This is a genomic window from Nonomuraea sp. NPDC049129 (assembly GCF_040648495.1).
Classification (GTDB): domain Bacteria; phylum Actinomycetota; class Actinomycetes; order Streptosporangiales; family Streptosporangiaceae; genus Nonomuraea.
Genome location: NZ_JBEZDU010000005.1, coordinates 665,865 through 684,464, shown reverse-complemented (window position 1 = coordinate 684,464; position 18,600 = coordinate 665,865). Strand labels below are relative to the sequence as shown.

Annotated in this window: 12 protein-coding genes; 5 read left to right on the top strand and 7 right to left on the bottom strand. The window is 67.1% G+C overall.

Features of this window, described 5'->3' with window-relative positions; translation table 11 throughout:
• Positions 1 to 272 precede the first annotated feature (272 nt).
• Positions 273 to 1,283 carry an ice-binding family protein gene (locus AB0B64_RS19195; RefSeq protein WP_358178698.1) on the top strand — a complete coding sequence of 337 codons (1,011 nt, stop codon included), beginning with the start codon at positions 273 to 275 and terminating at the stop codon, positions 1,281 to 1,283.
• Positions 1,284 to 1,409: 126 nt separating this feature from the next.
• On the opposite strand, the gene rfbB is transcribed toward AB0B64_RS19195, so the two are convergent.
• From rfbB to AB0B64_RS19180, 3 genes are all read right to left on the bottom strand, one after another.
• Positions 1,410 to 2,399, bottom strand: coding sequence for a dTDP-glucose 4,6-dehydratase (gene rfbB, locus AB0B64_RS19190; RefSeq protein WP_357949705.1), 990 nt, complete (start codon positions 2,397 to 2,399; stop codon positions 1,410 to 1,412).
• On the bottom strand, positions 2,396 to 3,463 hold the full coding sequence (locus AB0B64_RS19185; RefSeq protein ID WP_357949707.1) for a glucose-1-phosphate thymidylyltransferase: 1,068 nt from the start codon (positions 3,461 to 3,463) through the stop codon (positions 2,396 to 2,398). The genes rfbB and AB0B64_RS19185 overlap by 4 nt, the downstream gene beginning before the upstream one ends.
• A gap of 144 nt (positions 3,464 to 3,607) precedes the next feature.
• Complete coding sequence (locus AB0B64_RS19180) at positions 3,608 to 4,063, bottom strand: GtrA family protein (protein ID WP_358178696.1); 456 nt, start codon at positions 4,061 to 4,063, stop codon at positions 3,608 to 3,610.
• Positions 4,064 to 4,125: 62 nt separating this feature from the next.
• Here AB0B64_RS19180 and AB0B64_RS19175 point away from each other — a divergent pair, with 62 nt between their 5' ends.
• A complete protein-coding gene (locus tag AB0B64_RS19175) occupies positions 4,126 to 5,142 on the top strand; it encodes a glycosyltransferase family 2 protein (RefSeq protein WP_358178694.1) in 1,017 nt (338 codons plus the stop codon).
• On the opposite strand, the gene AB0B64_RS19170 is transcribed toward AB0B64_RS19175, so the two are convergent.
• The 3 genes from AB0B64_RS19170 to AB0B64_RS19160 all read right to left on the bottom strand — a co-directional run bounded on the left by AB0B64_RS19170 (position 5,093) and on the right by AB0B64_RS19160 (position 9,448).
• A complete protein-coding gene (locus AB0B64_RS19170; protein ID WP_358178692.1) occupies positions 5,093 to 5,875 on the bottom strand; it encodes a GNAT family N-acetyltransferase in 783 nt (260 codons plus the stop codon). The two genes, AB0B64_RS19175 and AB0B64_RS19170, sit on opposite strands and share 50 nt — an antisense overlap.
• Entirely contained in the window at positions 5,876 to 7,030 is a 1,155-nt protein-coding gene (gene rffA, locus AB0B64_RS19165) for a dTDP-4-amino-4,6-dideoxygalactose transaminase (protein ID WP_358178690.1), read from the bottom strand.
• A gap of 87 nt (positions 7,031 to 7,117) precedes the next feature.
• Positions 7,118 to 9,448 carry a hypothetical protein gene (locus AB0B64_RS19160; protein ID WP_358178688.1) on the bottom strand — a complete coding sequence of 777 codons (2,331 nt, stop codon included), beginning with the start codon at positions 9,446 to 9,448 and terminating at the stop codon, positions 7,118 to 7,120.
• 114 nt (positions 9,449 to 9,562) lie between these two features.
• On the opposite strand from AB0B64_RS19160, the gene AB0B64_RS19155 reads away from it, so the two are divergent.
• On the top strand, positions 9,563 to 12,841 hold the full coding sequence (locus tag AB0B64_RS19155) for a N,N-dimethylformamidase beta subunit family domain-containing protein (RefSeq protein WP_358178686.1): 3,279 nt from the start codon (positions 9,563 to 9,565) through the stop codon (positions 12,839 to 12,841).
• A 150-nt stretch (positions 12,842 to 12,991) separates the two neighbouring features.
• Positions 12,992 to 15,481 carry a hypothetical protein gene (locus AB0B64_RS19150; RefSeq protein WP_358178684.1) on the top strand — a complete coding sequence of 830 codons (2,490 nt, stop codon included), beginning with the start codon at positions 12,992 to 12,994 and terminating at the stop codon, positions 15,479 to 15,481.
• Positions 15,482 to 15,796: 315 nt separating this feature from the next.
• Here the strand turns inward: AB0B64_RS19150 and AB0B64_RS19145 are convergent, their stop codons facing one another.
• On the bottom strand, positions 15,797 to 16,627 hold the full coding sequence (locus AB0B64_RS19145; protein WP_357949729.1) for a class I SAM-dependent methyltransferase: 831 nt from the start codon (positions 16,625 to 16,627) through the stop codon (positions 15,797 to 15,799).
• Positions 16,628 to 17,169: 542 nt separating this feature from the next.
• On the opposite strand from AB0B64_RS19145, the gene AB0B64_RS19140 reads away from it, so the two are divergent.
• Complete coding sequence (locus tag AB0B64_RS19140; RefSeq protein WP_357949732.1) at positions 17,170 to 18,495, top strand: UDP-glucose/GDP-mannose dehydrogenase family protein; 1,326 nt, start codon at positions 17,170 to 17,172, stop codon at positions 18,493 to 18,495.
• The last annotated feature ends 105 nt before the right edge of the window (positions 18,496 to 18,600 follow it).

The window sequence follows — 18,600 nt, the reverse complement described above, 5'->3', positions numbered from 1 at the left end:
AAGGGGGTCTACCGGTTTTCCCACCCACCCCCCCCCGTTTTTACCCCCCCGCCCGGCCGGGGGGTTCCCCCCCGGCCGGGCCGCGCCATGTCTCTGGCGCGAATACGACACGGGCCGCGTCGCACGTCATTTCTCTGGAACGGCATCGATGCCCGCTAATCTCGAATATCCAGAGTCTTATGGCTGGCGGAGTATCTTCCCCGGATCGCAGATAAAGGGATCGGCTCATGGCGAATGTTGATTTGTCCCGTTTTTCAGGGAAATTCGGTCGGTTGTCACTGGGAGTGGTGGCGGCGGTCGTGCTGGTGACTCTGCCGGAGAGTGCGCGCGCGACACCGCCGGTGAACATCGGCGGTGGGAAGCCGTACGGGGTTGTGGCCGGGATGTCGGTCAACAACGCGCATCTGACCACGGTCTCCGGAGATCTGGCGATCAGTCCCCACAGCACGCTGACAGGCTTCCCGCCCGGCACCGTGAACGGTAACCGGCAGCTGGGCAACGCGACCGCGGCGGCGGTCAAGTCTGACGTGGTCGCCGCCTACAACGACATCGCCGGGCGGTCCGGCGGTTCCACGGTGCCGGGGGAGCTGGGCGGTACGACCAAGGGGCCCGGCCTGTACGACGCCGGCAACGGTGCCTTCGTGATCAACGGCACGCTCACCCTCGACGCCCAGGGGGATCCGGCCGCGACCTTCATCTTCCGGGCGGCCACTCTCACCACCGCCAGGGTCAGCAATATCGCCCTGCTGCGCGGCGCGCAGGCCGACAACATCTTCTGGCAGTCCAGCGGCGCTACGTCGCTGGGGGTGTACAGCACCTTCCGCGGCAACGTGCTGGCCCAGGGCAACGCCACCGTGAACTTCGGCGCCAACGTCCAGGGCCGGGTCTTCTCCCTGAACGGCTCCGTCAACGTCACCGGCACCGACGGCATCCCGGCCACGCAGATCAGTCTTCCCGACGACCCGCCGACCACCACCACGTTGACCAGCTCCCCGAACCCCTCCGCTGCTGGACAGCCGGTGACGTTCACCGCCACCGTGGCATGGGTCAGCGGCAGCCAGACCCCCTTCGGCGAAGTGGTCTTCAAGGAAGGTTCGACCTTTCTCGGCTCGGTATTCCTCAACACCAGCACCGGTCGTGCGATGTTCACGACGTCGAGCCTGGCCCCAGGGCAGCACCGGATCGTCGCGGTCTATCTGGGCGGCGACGTCTTCGACCACGAGGCCCTGATCCACCTGGCCCCGAGCACGTCAGGCCCGGTGAACCAGACCGTCACCCCATAGTGCGGTGACGACGGGCGTACTCCCTCTCCCCCCGGAGGGGGCGTCCCCGAGGGACCCCGGCGGGCCGTGGTCTTCCACTCCCCCGGGAGGCGGTATCTCCCGAGGGAGCTCAGCCACCACGGACCGTCACATAGATCGAGGCGTGGCAGGAGCCTTCAGCGGCCGCCACCACCGCTGGTTGTCCTGGTACCAGCGCACCGTCGCCGCCAGACCGTCCGCGAACCCCATAAGCGGTTCGTACCCGAGGGCCCGAAGCTTGCCGCAGTCGACGGAATAGCGACGGTCGTGCCCGAGCCGGTCCGGCACGTTCCTGACCATCTCCCAGCCCACCCCGAGCGCGCTGAGCAGCAGCTCCGTGAGCTCCCGGTTGGTGAGTTCGGTGCCGCCGCCGATGTTGTACGTCTCTCCCGGCGAGCCCTTCTCCAGCACCAGCTGAATGCCCCGGCAGTGGTCGTCGACGTGCAGCCAGTCCCGTACGTTCAGCCCGTCGCCGTAGAGGGGGACCGGCTCGCGGTCGAGCAGGTTGGTGACGAAGAGCGGGATGAGCTTCTCCGGGTATTGGTAAGGGCCGTAGTTGTTGGAGCAGCGGGTCACCCGGACATCGAGGCCGTACGTCTGGTGATATGCCCGGCAGAGCAGGTCACTGCCGGCCTTGGCCGCCGAGTAGGGCGAGTTCGGCAGCAGGGGCTCGTCCTCGGTCCAGGATCCTTCCGCGATCGACCCGTACACCTCGTCGGTGGAGACGTGCACCACCGTGCGGACGCCGGTCTCGAGTGCCGCCTGCAGGAGCCGCTGCGTGCCCAGCACGTTCGTCGTCAGGAAGTCGCCGGCGCCCGTGATGGACCGGTCGACGTGCGTCTCGGCCGCGAAGTTCACGATCACCTCGCACTCGGGAACGATCTCCGCGAGCAGCTCCAGATCGGTGATGTCCCCATGGACAAACCGGTAGCCGGGATGTCCGGCCACCGGCGCGAGATTGGCCAGATTTCCGGCGTAGGTGAGCTTGTCGAGAACGGTGATGTTCACGGCCTCGTAGCCCGGATACGCGCCGAGCAGCAGCGACCGCACGTAGTGCGAGCCGATGAAGCCGGCGCCGCCGGTGACCAGAATCCTCATGTACGCACCTGTATCTTGCTGTGATCGCCCACCATAAGCTCGTGGGTGTTCGGCATGCCTTCCGCGCGGTTCACTTCGACGTTGCGCCCGATGAGGGAGTGTCCGATGCGCGACACGCCGCGGATGGACGAGCTGTCGAGCACGATCGAGTACTCGATCTCGGCGTCCTCCAGCACGCAACTGGCCCCGATCGAGGTGAAGGGGCCGACGAAGGAAGAGACGATCTTGGAGTCGGCGCCGATCACGATGGGCCCGCGGAGTACGGAGTTCTCCACGACCGCGCCCTGCTCGACGACGACTCGCCCGGTGATCTCGCTCCGGCCGTCTACGGTGCCCCGGATGTCGGGCTCGATCTGTTCGAGGATGATCCGGTTGCATTCCAGCATGTCCTGCAGCCGGCCGGTGTCCTTCCAGTAGCCGTTGACGAAGTGGGAGTGGACGCGGAAGCCGTTGTCGATCAGCCACGCGACGGCATCCGTGATCTCCAGCTCGCCGCGCGCGGACGGGGTGATGCGCCGGACGGCCTCGTGGATGACGGGGGAGAAGATGTAGACCCCGACGATCGCCAGATCGCTGCGCGGGTGCTCCGGCTTCTCCGCCAGCCCGATGATCTCGCCTTCCGGCCCGAGCTCGGCCACGCCGTAGAACTGCGGTTCGGCGACCTTGGTGAGCAGGATCTGCGCGTCATGGTCGGCCTGGCGGAACGCGTCGACCAGGGCGGTGATGCCGCCCACCAGGAAGTTGTCGCCCAGGTACATCACGAACGGCTCGTCGGCGAGGAACTCTCTGGCGATCAGGACGCAGTGAGCCAGGCCCAAGGGGGCCTGCTGCGGGATGTAGGTGACCTCGAGGCCGAACTGCGAGCCGTCTCCGACGGCCTCGCGCACCTCCGCGGCCGTGTCGCCGACGATGATGCCCACGCTGGTGATGCCCGCGTCCCGTAGCGCTTCGAGCCCGTAGAAGAGGACCGGTTTGTTGGCCACGGGGACCAGCTGTTTCGCTGAGGTATGGGTGAGCGGGCGCAGCCTCGTCCCCTTGCCACCCGCTAGAACGAGCGCCTTCATCGGCTCCCTGAGTCCTTCCGCGAGGAGGACATGGCGGCGATGGCCGCCTGTCCGCTGGAGTTTATGCCGATCCCCGGCCAGGAAAACTGTGCGGTTCCGCGCGCTTGTCGAAGAACGCCCGGCACGTTGCCGAGACTAGATGGATCAGCGATCACGAAAAGTCCATGTTCGGTGTATCAGATAGCTTAGTGAGGGACTTATGAGAATTATCAAACCCTGTGCGATCATGATGGGAATTCCGATGACGCCCACGAGGATCGGCAGGCTGATGAGGGACGCCCCGAGGAAGCTCAGGCCGACCACATAGAATCGCAGGTACCCCCGCAGCCAGGAATCGCCGGAGACTCGGAACACCACCAGTCGATACCACGGATAGACGATCACCACGGTGACGAAGTGGCTGGTCACGACCAGGACAAGGTAGGGCACCGCACCCTCGGCGGCGAGCAATGCTAGGCCAAGGAGACAGTAATAGACAACTGCCGTCATGGCGCCGGCCATTAGGTATGTGATGCGGTTTCCAGCAAAAGTGGAGATCAGAGCCCGCCACCAGAAATGCGGCTTCTTGTCGCTTTTGGTGTGGCTCTCCACGTCAACCATGTCGCCCGCACTCCAGTTCGTCACGTGGTGGGGGCGGCACGATTGTAACCGGCTCACACTGGATGATCGGGGGATCAATGTCGGTGTCGGTGGTAATTCCGTGTTACCGATCCGCGCGCACTCTTCCAGCGCTGGTGGCCAGGATCCTGTCGACCATGAGCGAGGCATCCGTCCGGCACGAGGTGATCCTCGTCGTCGACGGCAGCCCGGACGACACCTGGGCGACGGCCGCCGGGCTGGCCCGGCGAAACGAGGCCGTGCGGGCGATCCACCTCTCCCGTAACTACGGTCAGCACAACGCGCTGATCGCCGGCATCAGGGAGGCGGCCTTCGAGGTCGTCGTCACGATGGATGACGACCTGCAGCATCCGCCGGAGCAGATCCCCCTCCTGCTGGCCGCCCTTGAGGGCGACCGTCTCGACCTCGTCTACGGCGTCTCCTACCGTGAGGAGCACGGCTTTCTCCGGAGCTTCGCCTCCCGATCGGTGAAAGCCGGGATGTCCAGCGCGCTGGGCATCCGCTCCGCCCGCGCGATCAGCGCCTTCCGCGCCTTTCGTACGCGGCTGCGCGACGGGTTCCAAGAGCTGTCGGGGCCGCATGCCTCGGTCGACGTGGCCCTGTCGTGGGCCACCTCCAAGGTGGGGTCGGTCAGCGTACGCATGAACGAACGCCATCACGGGCGCTCCAACTACTCCCCGCGGCTGCTGATCCGGCACGCGGTGAACATGCTGCTCGGCTACAGCACGGCGCCCCTGCGGGCGGCGAGCTACCTCGGATTCCTCGTCGGCATCGTCGGCCTGCTGCTGGGCGGTGCCGTTCTGTGGCGGTTCGCCATGGGAGAGACCACAGTGGCAGGCTTCACGACGATCGCCTCGATGGTCGCGCTCTTCTCCTCCGCGCAACTCATCTCCATCGGGGTCCTCGGGGAGTACATCGGCCGCATTCATGGCAGCGGCATGGGCCGGCCGACCTACGTCGTGCGCGAACGTGTCGGACCGACCGCGTCCGCCGACGTGGCTCCCGGTGGTCCTAGTGTTCCGGCCCAGGCAGGAGCGCGCTCCGGACCAGATGAACAGTGAGGACCGTCCGTACGGGCTCGAACCCGTATCGGGCCCACGCCCGCTGCACGCGCGTGTTGTGCCCCTGGGTGGAGATGACGACCTCGTCCCCGCCGCGCGCCAGCGTGCGGTCCTCGACCGCCTTGAGCAGGTGGGCGTACAGACCGCGCCCCTGCGCCTTCGAGACCACGCCGGCGAGCAGGATCTCCGTCCGGGATTCGGCCTCGTCCAGGGTGGCCAGCGCGAGGACACGCGAGGCCGCCCCGGCGGCGGGCCGATCCAGCAGCGCCAGGCAGCCCCCTTCTTCGGCCGAGCGCAGCGCCCATTCCTGGTAGCCGGCGAGCGCGTCGGCGGCGTCGAACAGGGGATTGGCCAGGTAGTGGTTTCCGTACGCGGGGAAGATGTCGGACACCAGATCCTCGATCACGGCGGTTCCGGTCAGCTCCGTCGCCCGCAGATCGGGTGACGCCACGGGCGCCCGGCCCTCGCCGGCGCGCAGCCGCCAGTACACCAGGGAGTCCGCGAAGATGGCGGTCCGGCCCAGGGCGGTCAGCCGGGCGTACCAGCCGACGTACTCGGCCGGGTAGCGAAGGATGATCACGTCCGCGGCGGATCGTACGACGGCCTCACGGACCGCGGCGAACGACGATCCGGAAACGGCGAGCCGCTCAATCGAGCAGCCGAACCGCGCGGACTCGAGCGGGGACTCCCGCGTCCGCACGGCTTCCGCCTCGATCACGTCATTCCACGCCATTCAGCACACCTCGTAGGCTCGGACCGCGTCGATCACGCGGGACAGGTGGGCGTCGTCCAGGTCGGCGAAGAGCGGCAGCCGTACGAGACGGTCGGCGACCTCCGCCGTGACCCGGCAGCCGCCCGGGGCCGTCCGCCCGTACCGCAGGCCGGCGGGTGAATCATGGAGCGGCTGGTAGTGGAAGGCCGCCTGCACGCCACGCTCGGCGAGATGAGCGATGAAGGCCTGCCGGTTCGCCAGGTCGGGGAGCAGCAGGTAGTACAGGTGCGCCGGATGCGTGCACTCGTCCGGGATCGTCGGCTGGGCGACCCCGTTCTCCGCGGCCCAGTCCGCCAGTTCCTCGTGATACCGGTCCCACGCGTAGTGGCGCCGGAACTGGATCTTGTCGAACGACTCCAGCTGGGCGGTGAGCTGCGCGGCGAGCACGTCCGACGGCAAGTAGCTGGACCCGATGTCGACCCAGCGGTACTTGTCCACCTGGCCGCGGAAGAACCGGCTCCGGTCGGTGCCCTTCTCTCTGACGATCTCCGCGCGCTCGCCGAGGCCGGCGTCGTTCAGGAGCAACGCGCCGGCCTCTCCGCACTGCACGTTCTTCGTCTCATGGAAGCTCTGGGTGGCCATGCGGCCGAACGACCCGAGCGGACGGTCCTGGTAGAACCCGCCCAGTCCATGGGCGTTGTCCTCGATGACCGCGAGCCCGTGCCGTTCCGCGAGCTCGCCGATCTCCTTCATCGCGCACCCGACACCCGCGTAGTGGACGACCACGATGGCCCGGGTGCGGTCGGTGATGGCGGCTTCGAGCTGTCGTTCGTCCAGGTTCAGCGTGTCCGGCCGGCAGTCGGCGAACACCGGGACGGCGCCGCGCAGCGCGTAGGCGTTGGCCGTCGACATGAAGGTGAACGACGGCATGATCACCTCGTCGCCGGGCCGCAGATCGAGCAGGAGCGCCGACATCTCCAGCGCGTGCGTGCACGAGGTGGTCAGCAGCACCTGGCGGGCCCCGGTGATCTCCGCGAGGAGACCGGTGGCCCGTTGGGTGAAGGGCCCGTCTCCGCGGGTGAACCGCTGGAGTACGGCCTCCGCCAGATAGTCGAGCTCGTTCTCCGAGATATGCGGCACGTTGAAAGGGATCGCCATCAGGCCGGATGCGTTCACGAACGCAGTGAACAACGGGCCGGACCGGCCGACACGCGTGGCGCCTGGTGGCTGGATGAGGCATTACACAAGCCTTACCTGCCCACCTCACAATGAGTCGTCCGGCAGCTGGTAGACGGCGTAATCGCCGGACCGGAACCGGAACTCCGCGAACTCGCCGATCCGCGGGCTGGGATTCCCCCGAAGCTCGTCGACGAAGAGCCAGCGCACCCCGTAGCGCTCTCGCAGGCCCCGCATGGCGGTCTGGCTCGGCGACTGGAAGGCCGTGTCGTTCAGCTTGATCAGTTCGGTGTCCCAGAACGGCAGACCCTCCGGCAGCAGCCCCGGACGCCAGTGGCTCAGGTTCGTGGCCGTGTAGGCCCAGCCTTCGACCAGCACATGCCGTTCCGACAGCGCGGCCACCCACGGGTAGCGGGTGTCGCACGGGTTCTCGTACCCCAGGCGGCAGTGCGTGTTCGTGGCCACCAGGTCGTCCGGCCCGGAATGGTCGCGCAGCCATCGTCCGGCGGCCAGGGCCCCCTCGGGGATCACCCGGTTCTCCACCGGTCTGACCACCGGGTTGGGATCGTCCCCTGTGACGTTGTCGACGGCGGAAAGGACGCGCGCGTGCCAGTACGCGGGCAGTCCGATGGTCGTGAACGCGACGATCACGAGGGCCAGGGCGCGAGCGCGTCCCCTCAGGATCGCCACGAGCAGGCCCGCCAGCACGGCCAGGGCCACCAGGGTGAGATAGGGCCGGTACAGGATCCCGTCGCCCTGGCCGGCGCGCAACGGAATCGTGACGCCACAGAGGATGGGGATCAGGTAGACGGCGAGGAGTCCCGCGCCTATCGAGCACATGACCGCCTTGGGCGACACCCGTGCCCGCCGCAGGAGGATGAGGATCCCATAGGCCGCGACGGCCGCCAGATAGGGGTAGGCCCCCCAGAAGAAGAAGAGCTGGCTCTGGCCAGGATGCCCGAGGAGCAGCACCGCGCCGAGCCCGGCCGCGCCCATGCCGAGCATGAGGCTCACCCGTGGTCGCAGGAGCAGCCGCGGCCTGCTCAACAGCCCGAGGATGCCGGACCAGGTCATGGCCCAGCAGAGCAGGTACACCAAGGTGAGGCCGAGCAGCGAGCCCGCCGAGGGCGTGGTCAGGCCGGTGAGTTTGCTCCAGGTCATGCGCATGAAGGACAGAGGGTCCGCGACCAGCCCTTGCCGCTCCCGGCCGAACAGGACGAACTGCGCGAACAGGATGCATGCCGTGGTCATGCCCAGCATGATCAGTACGTTCGTGGACGGTCGGCGTCGCCTCAACACCTCGACCGCCGCCACCAGCACCAGCCCGGCGCCGAGCAGGGGTAGATAGGTGGCTTTGGCGCCGGTCAGCACCACCAGGAAGAGCCCGGCCAGCAGCCATTTGCCGGTGTCGGGCCGTCGGCGCTCGAGAAGGTCCAGGAGAACGAGGACGAGGGGAGCGAACAACAGGGCGCCCAGCGTCTGCGTGGGGCTGATCCACGCGGTGTCCGGAACCCCTCCCCAGGTGAACACCCCGTTCGTACCCAGGTACAGGGTCGGGGCGCCCACGAAGACCGTACCCACGACAGTGACGGCCCCGCCGATCCATGAGCCCGTGACGCGGCGCCCGGTCATGCCGGCCAGGACGACGAGCCCGGCCAGCATGGGCAGCATGGCCAGGCGGTACAGCAGGACAAGGGGTTCCACTCCGGACAGCCAGCTCGCCGCCGCCAGATGCGCGTAGACGAACCAGTGGTACGCGAGAGGCTCGCCCACGACCATCGGCACCGAAGGCGGCACATGGTGCTTCAACTCGCCGATCAGCGCCAGATGGAACGGCATGTCGGGATACGACGCTCCGAGACCGGGCCAGGTGATGGCGTGGGTGCCGAAGAACTTCAGTGCGCTCCCGGCGACCAGGACGGCGATGACGAGGGCGAGGCACCACGACCACCACAGGGGAGTCGCCGGGCGGGATCCCGCCCGCCAATGCCCGCGCAGGGACGGGACCACGAGGAAGAGCGCGTAAGTGGTCAACGGCCACACCGCGACGAGCAGCGGCATTCCGATCGCGCGAGCGCCTATGTAGACCAGGATCTCCACGGCGTAACCGAACGCCAGGCCCAGCGCGATCTCCTCTGCCGCCGTGCGCGGGCCGTGGTACAGGGCCCTGATCACCAGGACTCCGGGCAGTACCACTCCCAAGGCGACGTAGACGGCGAACAACGCCATGTCCGTGACGGATACTCCGTAGCGGATCAGTACGGCAGCGGTGAAAGCCGTCACGGAGGCGGCCGCGAGCCGTCCCGACAGTGCGGGCCTCCAACGCGCTGGGCGCCGGGTGGCCCGTGCGGGCCGAGCCGGATGCGCTGTCTCCACAGTGCTCGGCGCCGAACCGTTGACAGGCAAGATCTTGTCCATGGCCGCAAGCTTGATGCGGAGAGCGCTTCGATCGGGCTTGTCCCCCTGCTCACGGTTGTTTCTTGCCGCTTCCTTGTCCGGGCCAAAGGGTGATGGCTCGCGTTCTCCGGAGATATGCCGATCTCTGCGGCGATTGAGTTCTTAGCGGAGAATCAACATCGGCGTCCGTCCTGCTGGGAAATCGCCCTTCCCTCATCCGGTTCACGAGAGAACCGGGCATCGTTGTATTTAGTTGCTCATGACCCCCCACGACCGGCTGAAATCAGAGCGATCGAGGGATGCATCATGGCAGAAAGTGGGAAAAGGACCGGTTTGCGATGGCGGGCCTTTCGCAGCCCGCCCCTTGTTCTGAGCGCAGGAATTGCGGCCGTGCTCGCCATCCTCGGCGCCGCCCAGGCGCCGGCGCGCGAGGACGGCGCGGTCGGCATCACCGCGAACCTCGCAGCCACCCCGGGCCAGGGCGCGACGGTGAGTCTCAAGGGAGGGACGCCGCAGTCCGCACCCGCGGGTGCTCGGACCAGCAAGGCCACGCGCAAGGATTTGAAAGCGATCAAGGCTGCTGCCAACGGCCGTCCGCCGGGCCCGCTCAGGAAGAAGGGCGCTCGGCCGGCGACCTGCCCGCCGACCTCGGTCATCTGCCTGGAGAATTCCCTTCCCGGCAATCCGCCGAGCGAGTGGGACATCGTGGGGGCGGGCAGTCCCAGCATTCAGGGATATGCGGCGGATATGAGCGTCAATAAAGGGACGACCGTCGACTTCAAGATCGATACAGACGCCACCGACTACCGGTTGGACGTCTATCGCATCGGCTACTACAGCGGCATGGGCGCGCGGCTGATCACCACGCTGCAGCCGTCCGCCACGCTGCCTCAGGTTCAGCCCACGTGCGTGAGCGATGATGCCACCGGACTGGTCGACTGCGGGAACTGGGACGTCTCCGCGTCCTGGGCGGTGCCGGACACCGTCGTTTCCGGCGTCTATCTCGCCAAGCTGGTACGCGAAGACGGCACCCCCGGCGAGAGCCAGATCACCTTCGTGATCCGAGATGACACGCGTGGCGCGGACGTCCTGGTCCAGACCTCTGACTCGACGTGGCAGGCGTACAACGACTACGGCGGAAACAGCCTGTATACCGGAAGCCCGGCGGGGCGTGCCTTCAAGGTCAGTTATAACCGGCCGTTCCTCAACCGGAGCGCCGACATCAGCGGTTCGGCGGAGTCTTTCTTCTTCAACTCCGAATACCCCATGGTCAGATGGCTTGAGGCCAATGCCTATGACGTGAGCTATGCCACCAGCGTCGACACCGCCAGGATGGGGGCGGAGCTGCTCGAGCATCGCGCGTTCCTGTCGGTCGGCCACGACGAGTACTGGTCCCTGGAAATGCGGAACAATGTCGAGGCCGCCCGCGCCAGCGCGGTCAACCTCGCCTTCTTCTCGGGAAACGAGATGTTCTGGAAGACCAGGTGGGAGAGCAGCATCGCCGGACCCGTCCTCGCTTTCCGGACCCTCGTCTGTTACAAGGAAACGCTGGCGAACGCCAAGATCGACCCGAGTACACAATGGACCGGTACCTGGCGTGACCCGCGTTTCTCGCCGCCGTCGAACGGCGGGCGACCGGAGAATGCCGTGACGGGCACCATGTTCCAGGTCAACGGGACCGTCTCAGATTCGGTGGCCGTTCCCGCGGCCTACCGGAGCATGCGGCTGTGGCGCAACACATCCGTGGCGAATCTCCTGCCCGGCCAGACGGCGATCTTTCCGGCCGGAACGCTGGGCTATGAATGGGACGCGGCGCCCGACAACCTGACGACTCCCGCCGGCTCGGTGAAATTCTCCAGCGCGACGATAGGCAGGCTGGACAAGATCCTGCTCAACTTCGGTGGCACGTACGGCCCCGGGGTCGCGACCCACAATCTGATCCTGTACCGGCACTCCAGCGGCGCGCGCGTCTTCGGCGCGGGCACCGTGCAGTGGTCGTGGGGGCTCGACGCCGTTCACTACCGCCCTGGGACGCCTACGGACATCCGGATGCAGCAGGCGACCGTCAATCTCTTCGCCGACATGAACCTGCAGCCGGCGAGCCTGCAGGCGGGCCTGGTTCCGGGAGTCCCGTCACCGGACACGGCCCCTCCGACGACGACGATCACGAGTCCGTCCGCCGGCGCCACCGTGCCGAGCGGCACCACGGTCTCCATCCGAGGGACGGCGGTCGACGTCGGGGGCGGTCAGGTGGGAGGTGTCGAAGTCTCTCCGGACGGCGGCACCAGGTGGTTCCAGGCGAAGGGGCTCACGGACTGGCAGTACAGCTGGACGACCGGCTCGGCGGGGCCGGTGACGATATTGGCGCGAGCGGTCGACGACAGCGGGAATCTTCAGACGTCGCCGACCCAGAGGCCCGTCACCATCTCCACACCATGCCCCTGCACCACATGGCCGCCGTCCGCGACTCCCGCCACCGCTTCGCAAGCGGATCCCGCCGCGGCGGAGCTGGGCGTGAAATTCCAGCCCACCAGTCCGGGCCACATATCCGGCATCAGATTTTACAAGGGGACCCTCAACACCGGAACGCACACGGGTGATCTCTGGAGCTCCACAGGTCAGCTTCTGGCCAGAGCGACGTTCACCAATGAATCGGCGAGCGGCTGGCAGCAGGTGAACTTCTCGACGCCCGTCGCGGTGAGCGCCAACACCACCTACGTCGCCGCCTACCACACGACATCCGGGAGGTATTCGGTAACCCGGCCGTATTTCACCCAGCAGTATTCGTCCGGGCTGCTCATCGGGCTGGCGAACAGCGCCGTCACCCCAGGTAACGGCGTTTATTCGTACACCGCGACACCCGCCTTTCCCACCAGTACCTACCAGGCCACGAACTACTGGGTGGACGTGGTGTTCTCCCCGTCGAGCACGCTGTGGGACGAGACCGCGCAGCCGGCGATCGATTCCACCGGCGACAGCAAGGCGGTCGTCGTCGGGGCGAAGTTCCGTCCCACCTCGAACGGGGTCGCCACTGGAGTCCGGTTCTACAAGTCGCCGCAGAACACGGGAACCCACGTCGGGTCTCTGTGGGCGGCCGACGGCACGCTGCTCGCCAGCGCTACCTTCACCGGCGAGACTCCATCCGGATGGCAACAGGTGAATTTCGCGACACCGGTCCCGCTCACCGCGAACACCACGTACGTGACCGCCTATTCCATGAATCCGGGGAACTACTCGATAACCAGGCCGTTCTTCACGACGGGATATGGCCGCGGTCCGCTCTATGCGCCGGCCGGTGAGGAGGTGGCGGGAAGCAACGGGGTGTACAAGTACGGGCCGCCGCTCACGTTCCCGAACAATACCTACCAGCTCACCAATTACTGGGTCGACGTGCTGTTCGACGCCACGAGTTAGCACTGTCGTAGGGAAATCCTCCGGCCCGAGGCCGAAACTCGGGCCGGAACACCCCGCGATCCTTAAGAACCCACCAAGGGTCGGCAAGAACATCGCCGCACTCGGGCGTTCGCCCCTGTCCGAGGCGCCGGTGTGGTCAAGCTTGCGTTCATGGCCGACGCTCCACCCTTTCCGCGCTCCGCGCCGCCTTCCTACGCACCCACGCCGGAGCCGGGCGCGGCCCGGCCACCGTCCGGGAGGAAACGCGCATCGCTGCTGAAGCGCTGTTCGACCTGGCTTCCGGCGACGGCCGTGGTCGCCTGCGTCGGGGTCGCGCTGGGGTTCTATGGCGTCTCCGCCACGGACCTGGCTCTCTTCAGCCTCTACATCGCCCTGGGCGTCGCGCTGCCGGGCCTGTTGTGGGTCCGGGCGCTGTACCGGGGTACGCCCACGCTGATGGAGGGGCTCGCGCTCGGCCTGATACTCGGGTACGCGCTGGAGGTCCTCACGTACATCCCGGCTCGCGCGCTCGGCATGCCGCTGCTGGTGATGGCCTGGCCGATCGGCACCTACGTGCTCTTCCTCGCCGTCCCCCGGCTGCGCGGACACTGGAAGGGCGCCCCCGACGCCGGGAGAACGCCGCTCTGGTGGTCGTGGTGCACCGCGCTGATCATGATCTATCTGATCGTGTGGTCGGCCGTCAACGTCTTCAGAACCCAAGCCCTCACCTGGCCGGCGATGGGCACGTCGTTCATCGACATGCCCTTCCACCTGGCCCTGGTCGGCGAGTTGAAGCACCACATGCCGCCCATGGTGCCGACGGTCACCGGCGAACCCCTCGTCTACCACTGGTTCGTCTACGCGCATCTCGCGGCCGCCAGCTGGGTCACCGGGGTGGAACCACTGGTTCTGCTCTTCCGCCTCGCCATCCTGCCCATGCTCGCCGCCCTCATCGTCGTCCTCGGGATGGTCGGCCGCCGCATAACGCGCTCGTACGGGGGAGCGCTGGCCGGCCTCGTGAGCATCATCTTCATCACGGCGCCGAGCCTGTATCTCGGCGAGACCACCGGGGTGTTCACCTGGAAGACCGTGCAGTCATGGTCGAGCCCGACCCAGACCTTCGGCGCCCTGTTCTTCGCCCCGATCGTCCTGCTCCTCATCGACCTTCTCGGCCAGAAGCCACAGCCTCGGGGCAGGTGGGTCCTCCTGGGGATCCTGCTCGCGGCGGTCATGGGGGCGAAGGCCACCTATCTGCCGCTGCTCGTGGTGGGCCTCGTGGCGGTCGCGCTGGTCGAAACGGTCAAGTTGTTCAGCCTGCCCCGGCGCCCGCTCGCCGCGCTCGGCCTCACCACGGCGTGCCTGCTGTTCGCCCAGTGGGTGCTGTTCGGCGGCGCACGGCAGGGGATCGTGCTCGATCCGTTGTCGATCATGCGCCTGACCCTGCGGGGTATGACCGGCCTGGCGGCCGGGGCCGAGCCACCGGCGGCCGTCACGATCGGCGCCGCCCTGCTGTGCGTGCTCTGCGGGGTCATCACGTGGTGCGGGATCATCGGGCTCGTGGGCCGGCCGAACCTGCTCGCGCGGCCCGTGGTGGTGCTGGTGCTCAGCATGAGCGCGGCCGGTCTCGCGGCGGCGTTGGTGCTCGGCCATCCGCATCAGTCGGAGGGGTACTTCCTCCAGGCGTCCTATCCCTACCTGGCGATGCTCGCGGTCTACGGGCTCATGCTCATCGTACGGAAGGCGCGCGTGCGGCTCAGGGCGATGGTGTGCGCGGCCGGTGTGGGGGTGGTGGCCGTCTACGCCATCCGGACGCTCTGCGGCGTCAGGCTCCCGCTGGCTCCGGGCGCCGACTACACGGTCCTGTTCCTGCCGTACCTCGTTCTGCTGGGCGTGGTCCTGGTGGCCGTTGCCGTGCTGCGTGCCGCACGCCAGAGCAGGCTCCGTACCTGTGCCCTGGTGATCTGCATGGTCACGGCCGCCGGCACGCCCGCCGCCTGGTTCGCCCGCGTCATGCCCGGCACCTTCAGAACCCCCGTAACCACCGCTCAGAACCCGGCCGGGGCGAACTCGCCTGGAGTGGCCGCTGTACCGGCCCCGCCTGGGGCGGCCCCCGTTCAGGTCCCGAACGGGACCGTGCCGCTGCAGGCGATTCCCAAGGGGGCCTTCACCGCTGGGCGGTGGCTGCGCGCCCACTCGGCTGTCGACGATCTCCTCGCGACGAACGTGCACTGCCGTATGGGCTACGAAAACCCCTGTGACAGCCGCGCGTTCTGGGCGACGGCGCTGAGCGAGCGGCGGGTGCTGGTCGAGGGATGGGCCTACACGGTGACCAACATGGACAGCTGGCGCCCGGGCGAGGTAGTGGAGACCCGCCCATTCTGGGATGGCGAACGGCTCCAGGCCAACGAAGCGGTGTTCCAGGCACCCTCAGCGGAGGCGATCCGGCGGCTGCGGGACGACTATGGGGTCCGATGGCTCTTCGTGGACGAGCACCGGCTGAGTCCCGGCACCAACCTCGCCGCCTTCGCCGACCTCCGGTTCCGTGACGGCGACTACGCCGTCTACCGGCTACCCACGGCGGACCAGTCGCCAGGAGCGCTCTCTGACGACGCGAAGCCGACGCCCCCAAGTCCCTCCTCGGGAGCACGCCAGTCGGGGTAGCACGGCGCCCACAAACGTTCGCCGGGCATCGGTTCCTCCGCTCCCCCCGGATCCCCCGCCCGCAGGGACGCCGGCCACGACGGACCGGCCCTTTCTGCTCCCCCCGGGGGGATCCCACCAGGGGACCTCAGCCACGACGGACCGTCACAGGGTTTGAGGCGGTCGTGTGACGAACCCCTCGGGGAACCCTTGGGCCTGATCGCCTCGACATGGCAGAGCGCGGCGACCGTCGCCGGCACCCACCGGCGCAACCCCCGCGCTCAACCCAAGACCACCTTCGCCACCAGTCAGCGGCGGCAGCAGCCGTCCGACCGATCAGCCAACCGGGCCGTCGAGCCCAGCCGCAGTTCGCGCGAACACATACTCATTGCAGCCATGACCCGCGCAAGTCTTCAGGTAACGCAGCTCAAAGCCACGCTTACGCAAGACGTCGAAAATCTCCCCGGGCGAGGCCACTTCAAAGGGGAAACCGCCGATCCAATCGATCAGATCGTGGCGCGTGGACATTCCGCGAGGTCGGACAGCAGCGGGGAGTCCGACGGCACACGCCCGTTTCACCGGCCTGGCCAAGGCCGAACGAAGGCCGAAATATGCTCGGAAGATGAGAATGAGCAGGGCCCGCGAGATTCGACCGCTGTGCACATAGCGCCGTTTAACATACCACCACAGGCGACTTGCCAACCCTTGGTCATTGTAGATCGAGATGTACAGCAGCCCGTTCGGCGCGACAAGCCGGGAAGCCGCCTCGATCGCCCGCCACATGGCACCTGTATGGTGCAGCACGCCCCAGGAATATACGACATCGTGCTGGCCTAGAGACTGTGTGTAAGCTTCGTCGAGAATGGATCCCTGCGCCACACTCCAAGTGCTTTCCGGGGCGAATATGCTGCGCAGTTTCGCCGATGCGGCGACGGAATTCACGTCGTAGTCGAAAGAGTGGACCTTCGCCCCCAGACGGTGCGCGGCCAGCGAGAACAGGCCGCTGCCGCAGCCGATGTCCAGGAAGGTGCGCCCGCTGAGGTCGGCGACCCCGAGGGCGTCCCTCAACGACGTCACGGCCATGGCGATCCGGTGTTCGTCGACCAGTTCGAGGAAGCTCAACCAGTTGTCGCCGAAGGCGAAGCGGTCCTGGGTGGTCTTGTCCACTGAATTTACCGTCATGACTTCACTCCGCTCTGAGAGATGCTCCAAAGAGCGCGTCGCGGGCATCCGCGCAACGCTGGATCCGCACCAAAACGTGGAAATCGCCCGCGGCTGACAAAGGTGCGATCGCTGGCCGGGCAACGCCGTCAACAATACGATCGCCGATCGCGGATATCCACCCGTGGCACACATACCGGCGTGTCTACGTCCCCAGGGGGCGATGCCGGTCGAGGGCCGATCTCCAAAGCTTGTCGCCCGTCGACCGGATACGTCCGTATAGGCCTTCCCGAAGCTCACATGGGGCCTGGCACATTCCACGCTCGGTGCCGACCACATTTGGCGGGATTTTAAGGAAGCTCTGCCATGTCTTTCAGCCGTTGGCCGCCGCGTTATCAGGCGTCTCCGAGTAAGAAAGTAAGGTGATCTGGTTGGTCTCGGGCGACGTGGACGAGGACGACATCGCGGGACCAGCACCTTAATTACCGAGCGAGGGAGAAACTTTGCAGGATCATACGCTGATACGCCAAGATTCGACCCAAGTGAAGATGTCGCAGTCTCTCGAGTCGCCCGACCGCCTCCGAGTAAGCGTGATCGGCGCCGGATATCTGGGCACCGCCCACGCGGTGGGGATGGCGCAGCTCGGCCACGATGTCATCGCCATGGACATCGAGAAGGAGAAGATCGCGAAGCTGTCGGCGTGCGAACTGCCCTTCTTCGAGCCCGGCCTCGGCGAGTTGCTCCGCAAAAGCGTGGAGGCGGGCCGGCTTCGCTTCACCGCCTCGTACGACGATGTCGCCGAAGCGGACGTCCATTTCGTCTGCGTGGGAACACCGCAGCTTCCCGGCTCCTTCAACGCGGATCTGCGATGGGTCGAGACGGCCTTCGCCGAGCTGGCGCGGCGGGTGGCCGGACCGGCGATCATCGTGGGCAAATCCACGGTGCCCGTGGGAACCGCGCGGCGCATGGCCGATGTCGTCCGCCACCAGACCGCCGGCGGCCGAGTGGAGGTGGCGTGGAATCCGGAATTCCTTCGTGAAGGGCACGCGGTTCAGGACACGCTCCAACCTGATCGGCTCATTTTCGGGGTGGAGTCGCAGTGGGCGGAGCAGTTGCTCCGGGCCGTCTACCAGCCGATCATCGAGGACGGCTGCCCCCTCGTGGTGACCGACTACGCCACTGCCGAGCTCGTCAAGGTCTCGGCCAACGCCTTTCTCGCGATGAAGATCTCGTTCATCAACGCCGTGGCGCAGATATGTGAGGCCACCGGCGGTGCCGTGCTGCCGCTCGCCGAGGCACTCGGCTACGACGACAGGATCGGCCGGCGTTTCCTGGGCCCTGGGCTCGGCTTCGGTGGCGGCTGCCTCCCCAAAGACGTACGTGCCCTGTATGCCTGCGCGACGGACCTTGGCCTGGACGAGGTCGCCACGTTCATCAGGCAGATCGACGCCATCAATCTGAGTCGCAGGGACCGCGCCCTCGCGCTCGGCCGGGAACTCCTCGGAGGCACGTACGAGGGAAGGCGGGTCTGCGTCCTCGGTGCCGCGTTCAAACCGAACACCGATGACGTACGGGACTCGCCCGCGCTGGCGGTAGCGGTCGCCGCCCATCGCGAGGGCGCGCGGGTCACCATGCACGATCCCGTCGCGATGAACAGCGCACGGCTTGTCCACCCTGAGATCGAGTACGCCGACACGATCGTCGGGGCCGCGCTGGAGGCCGACCTCGTCATGCTGTTGACCGACTGGACCGAGTTCCAAGACATGGATCCCGCGCTGCTCAGCAACGTCGTGCGCAGCCGGAATGTGCTGGACGGGCGCAACGCGCTGACGCCGGAGCGCTGGCGCGCGGCCGGCTGGACCTACCGCGCTTGAAGCAGAAGGCCGTACGGCCCCGAGGCCGTGCGGTCCCAAGGCGGTGAAGGCCGTACGGTCCCTGAGCCGTGCGGCTCTCATGCTGTCGAGGCTGTGCGGTCGCGA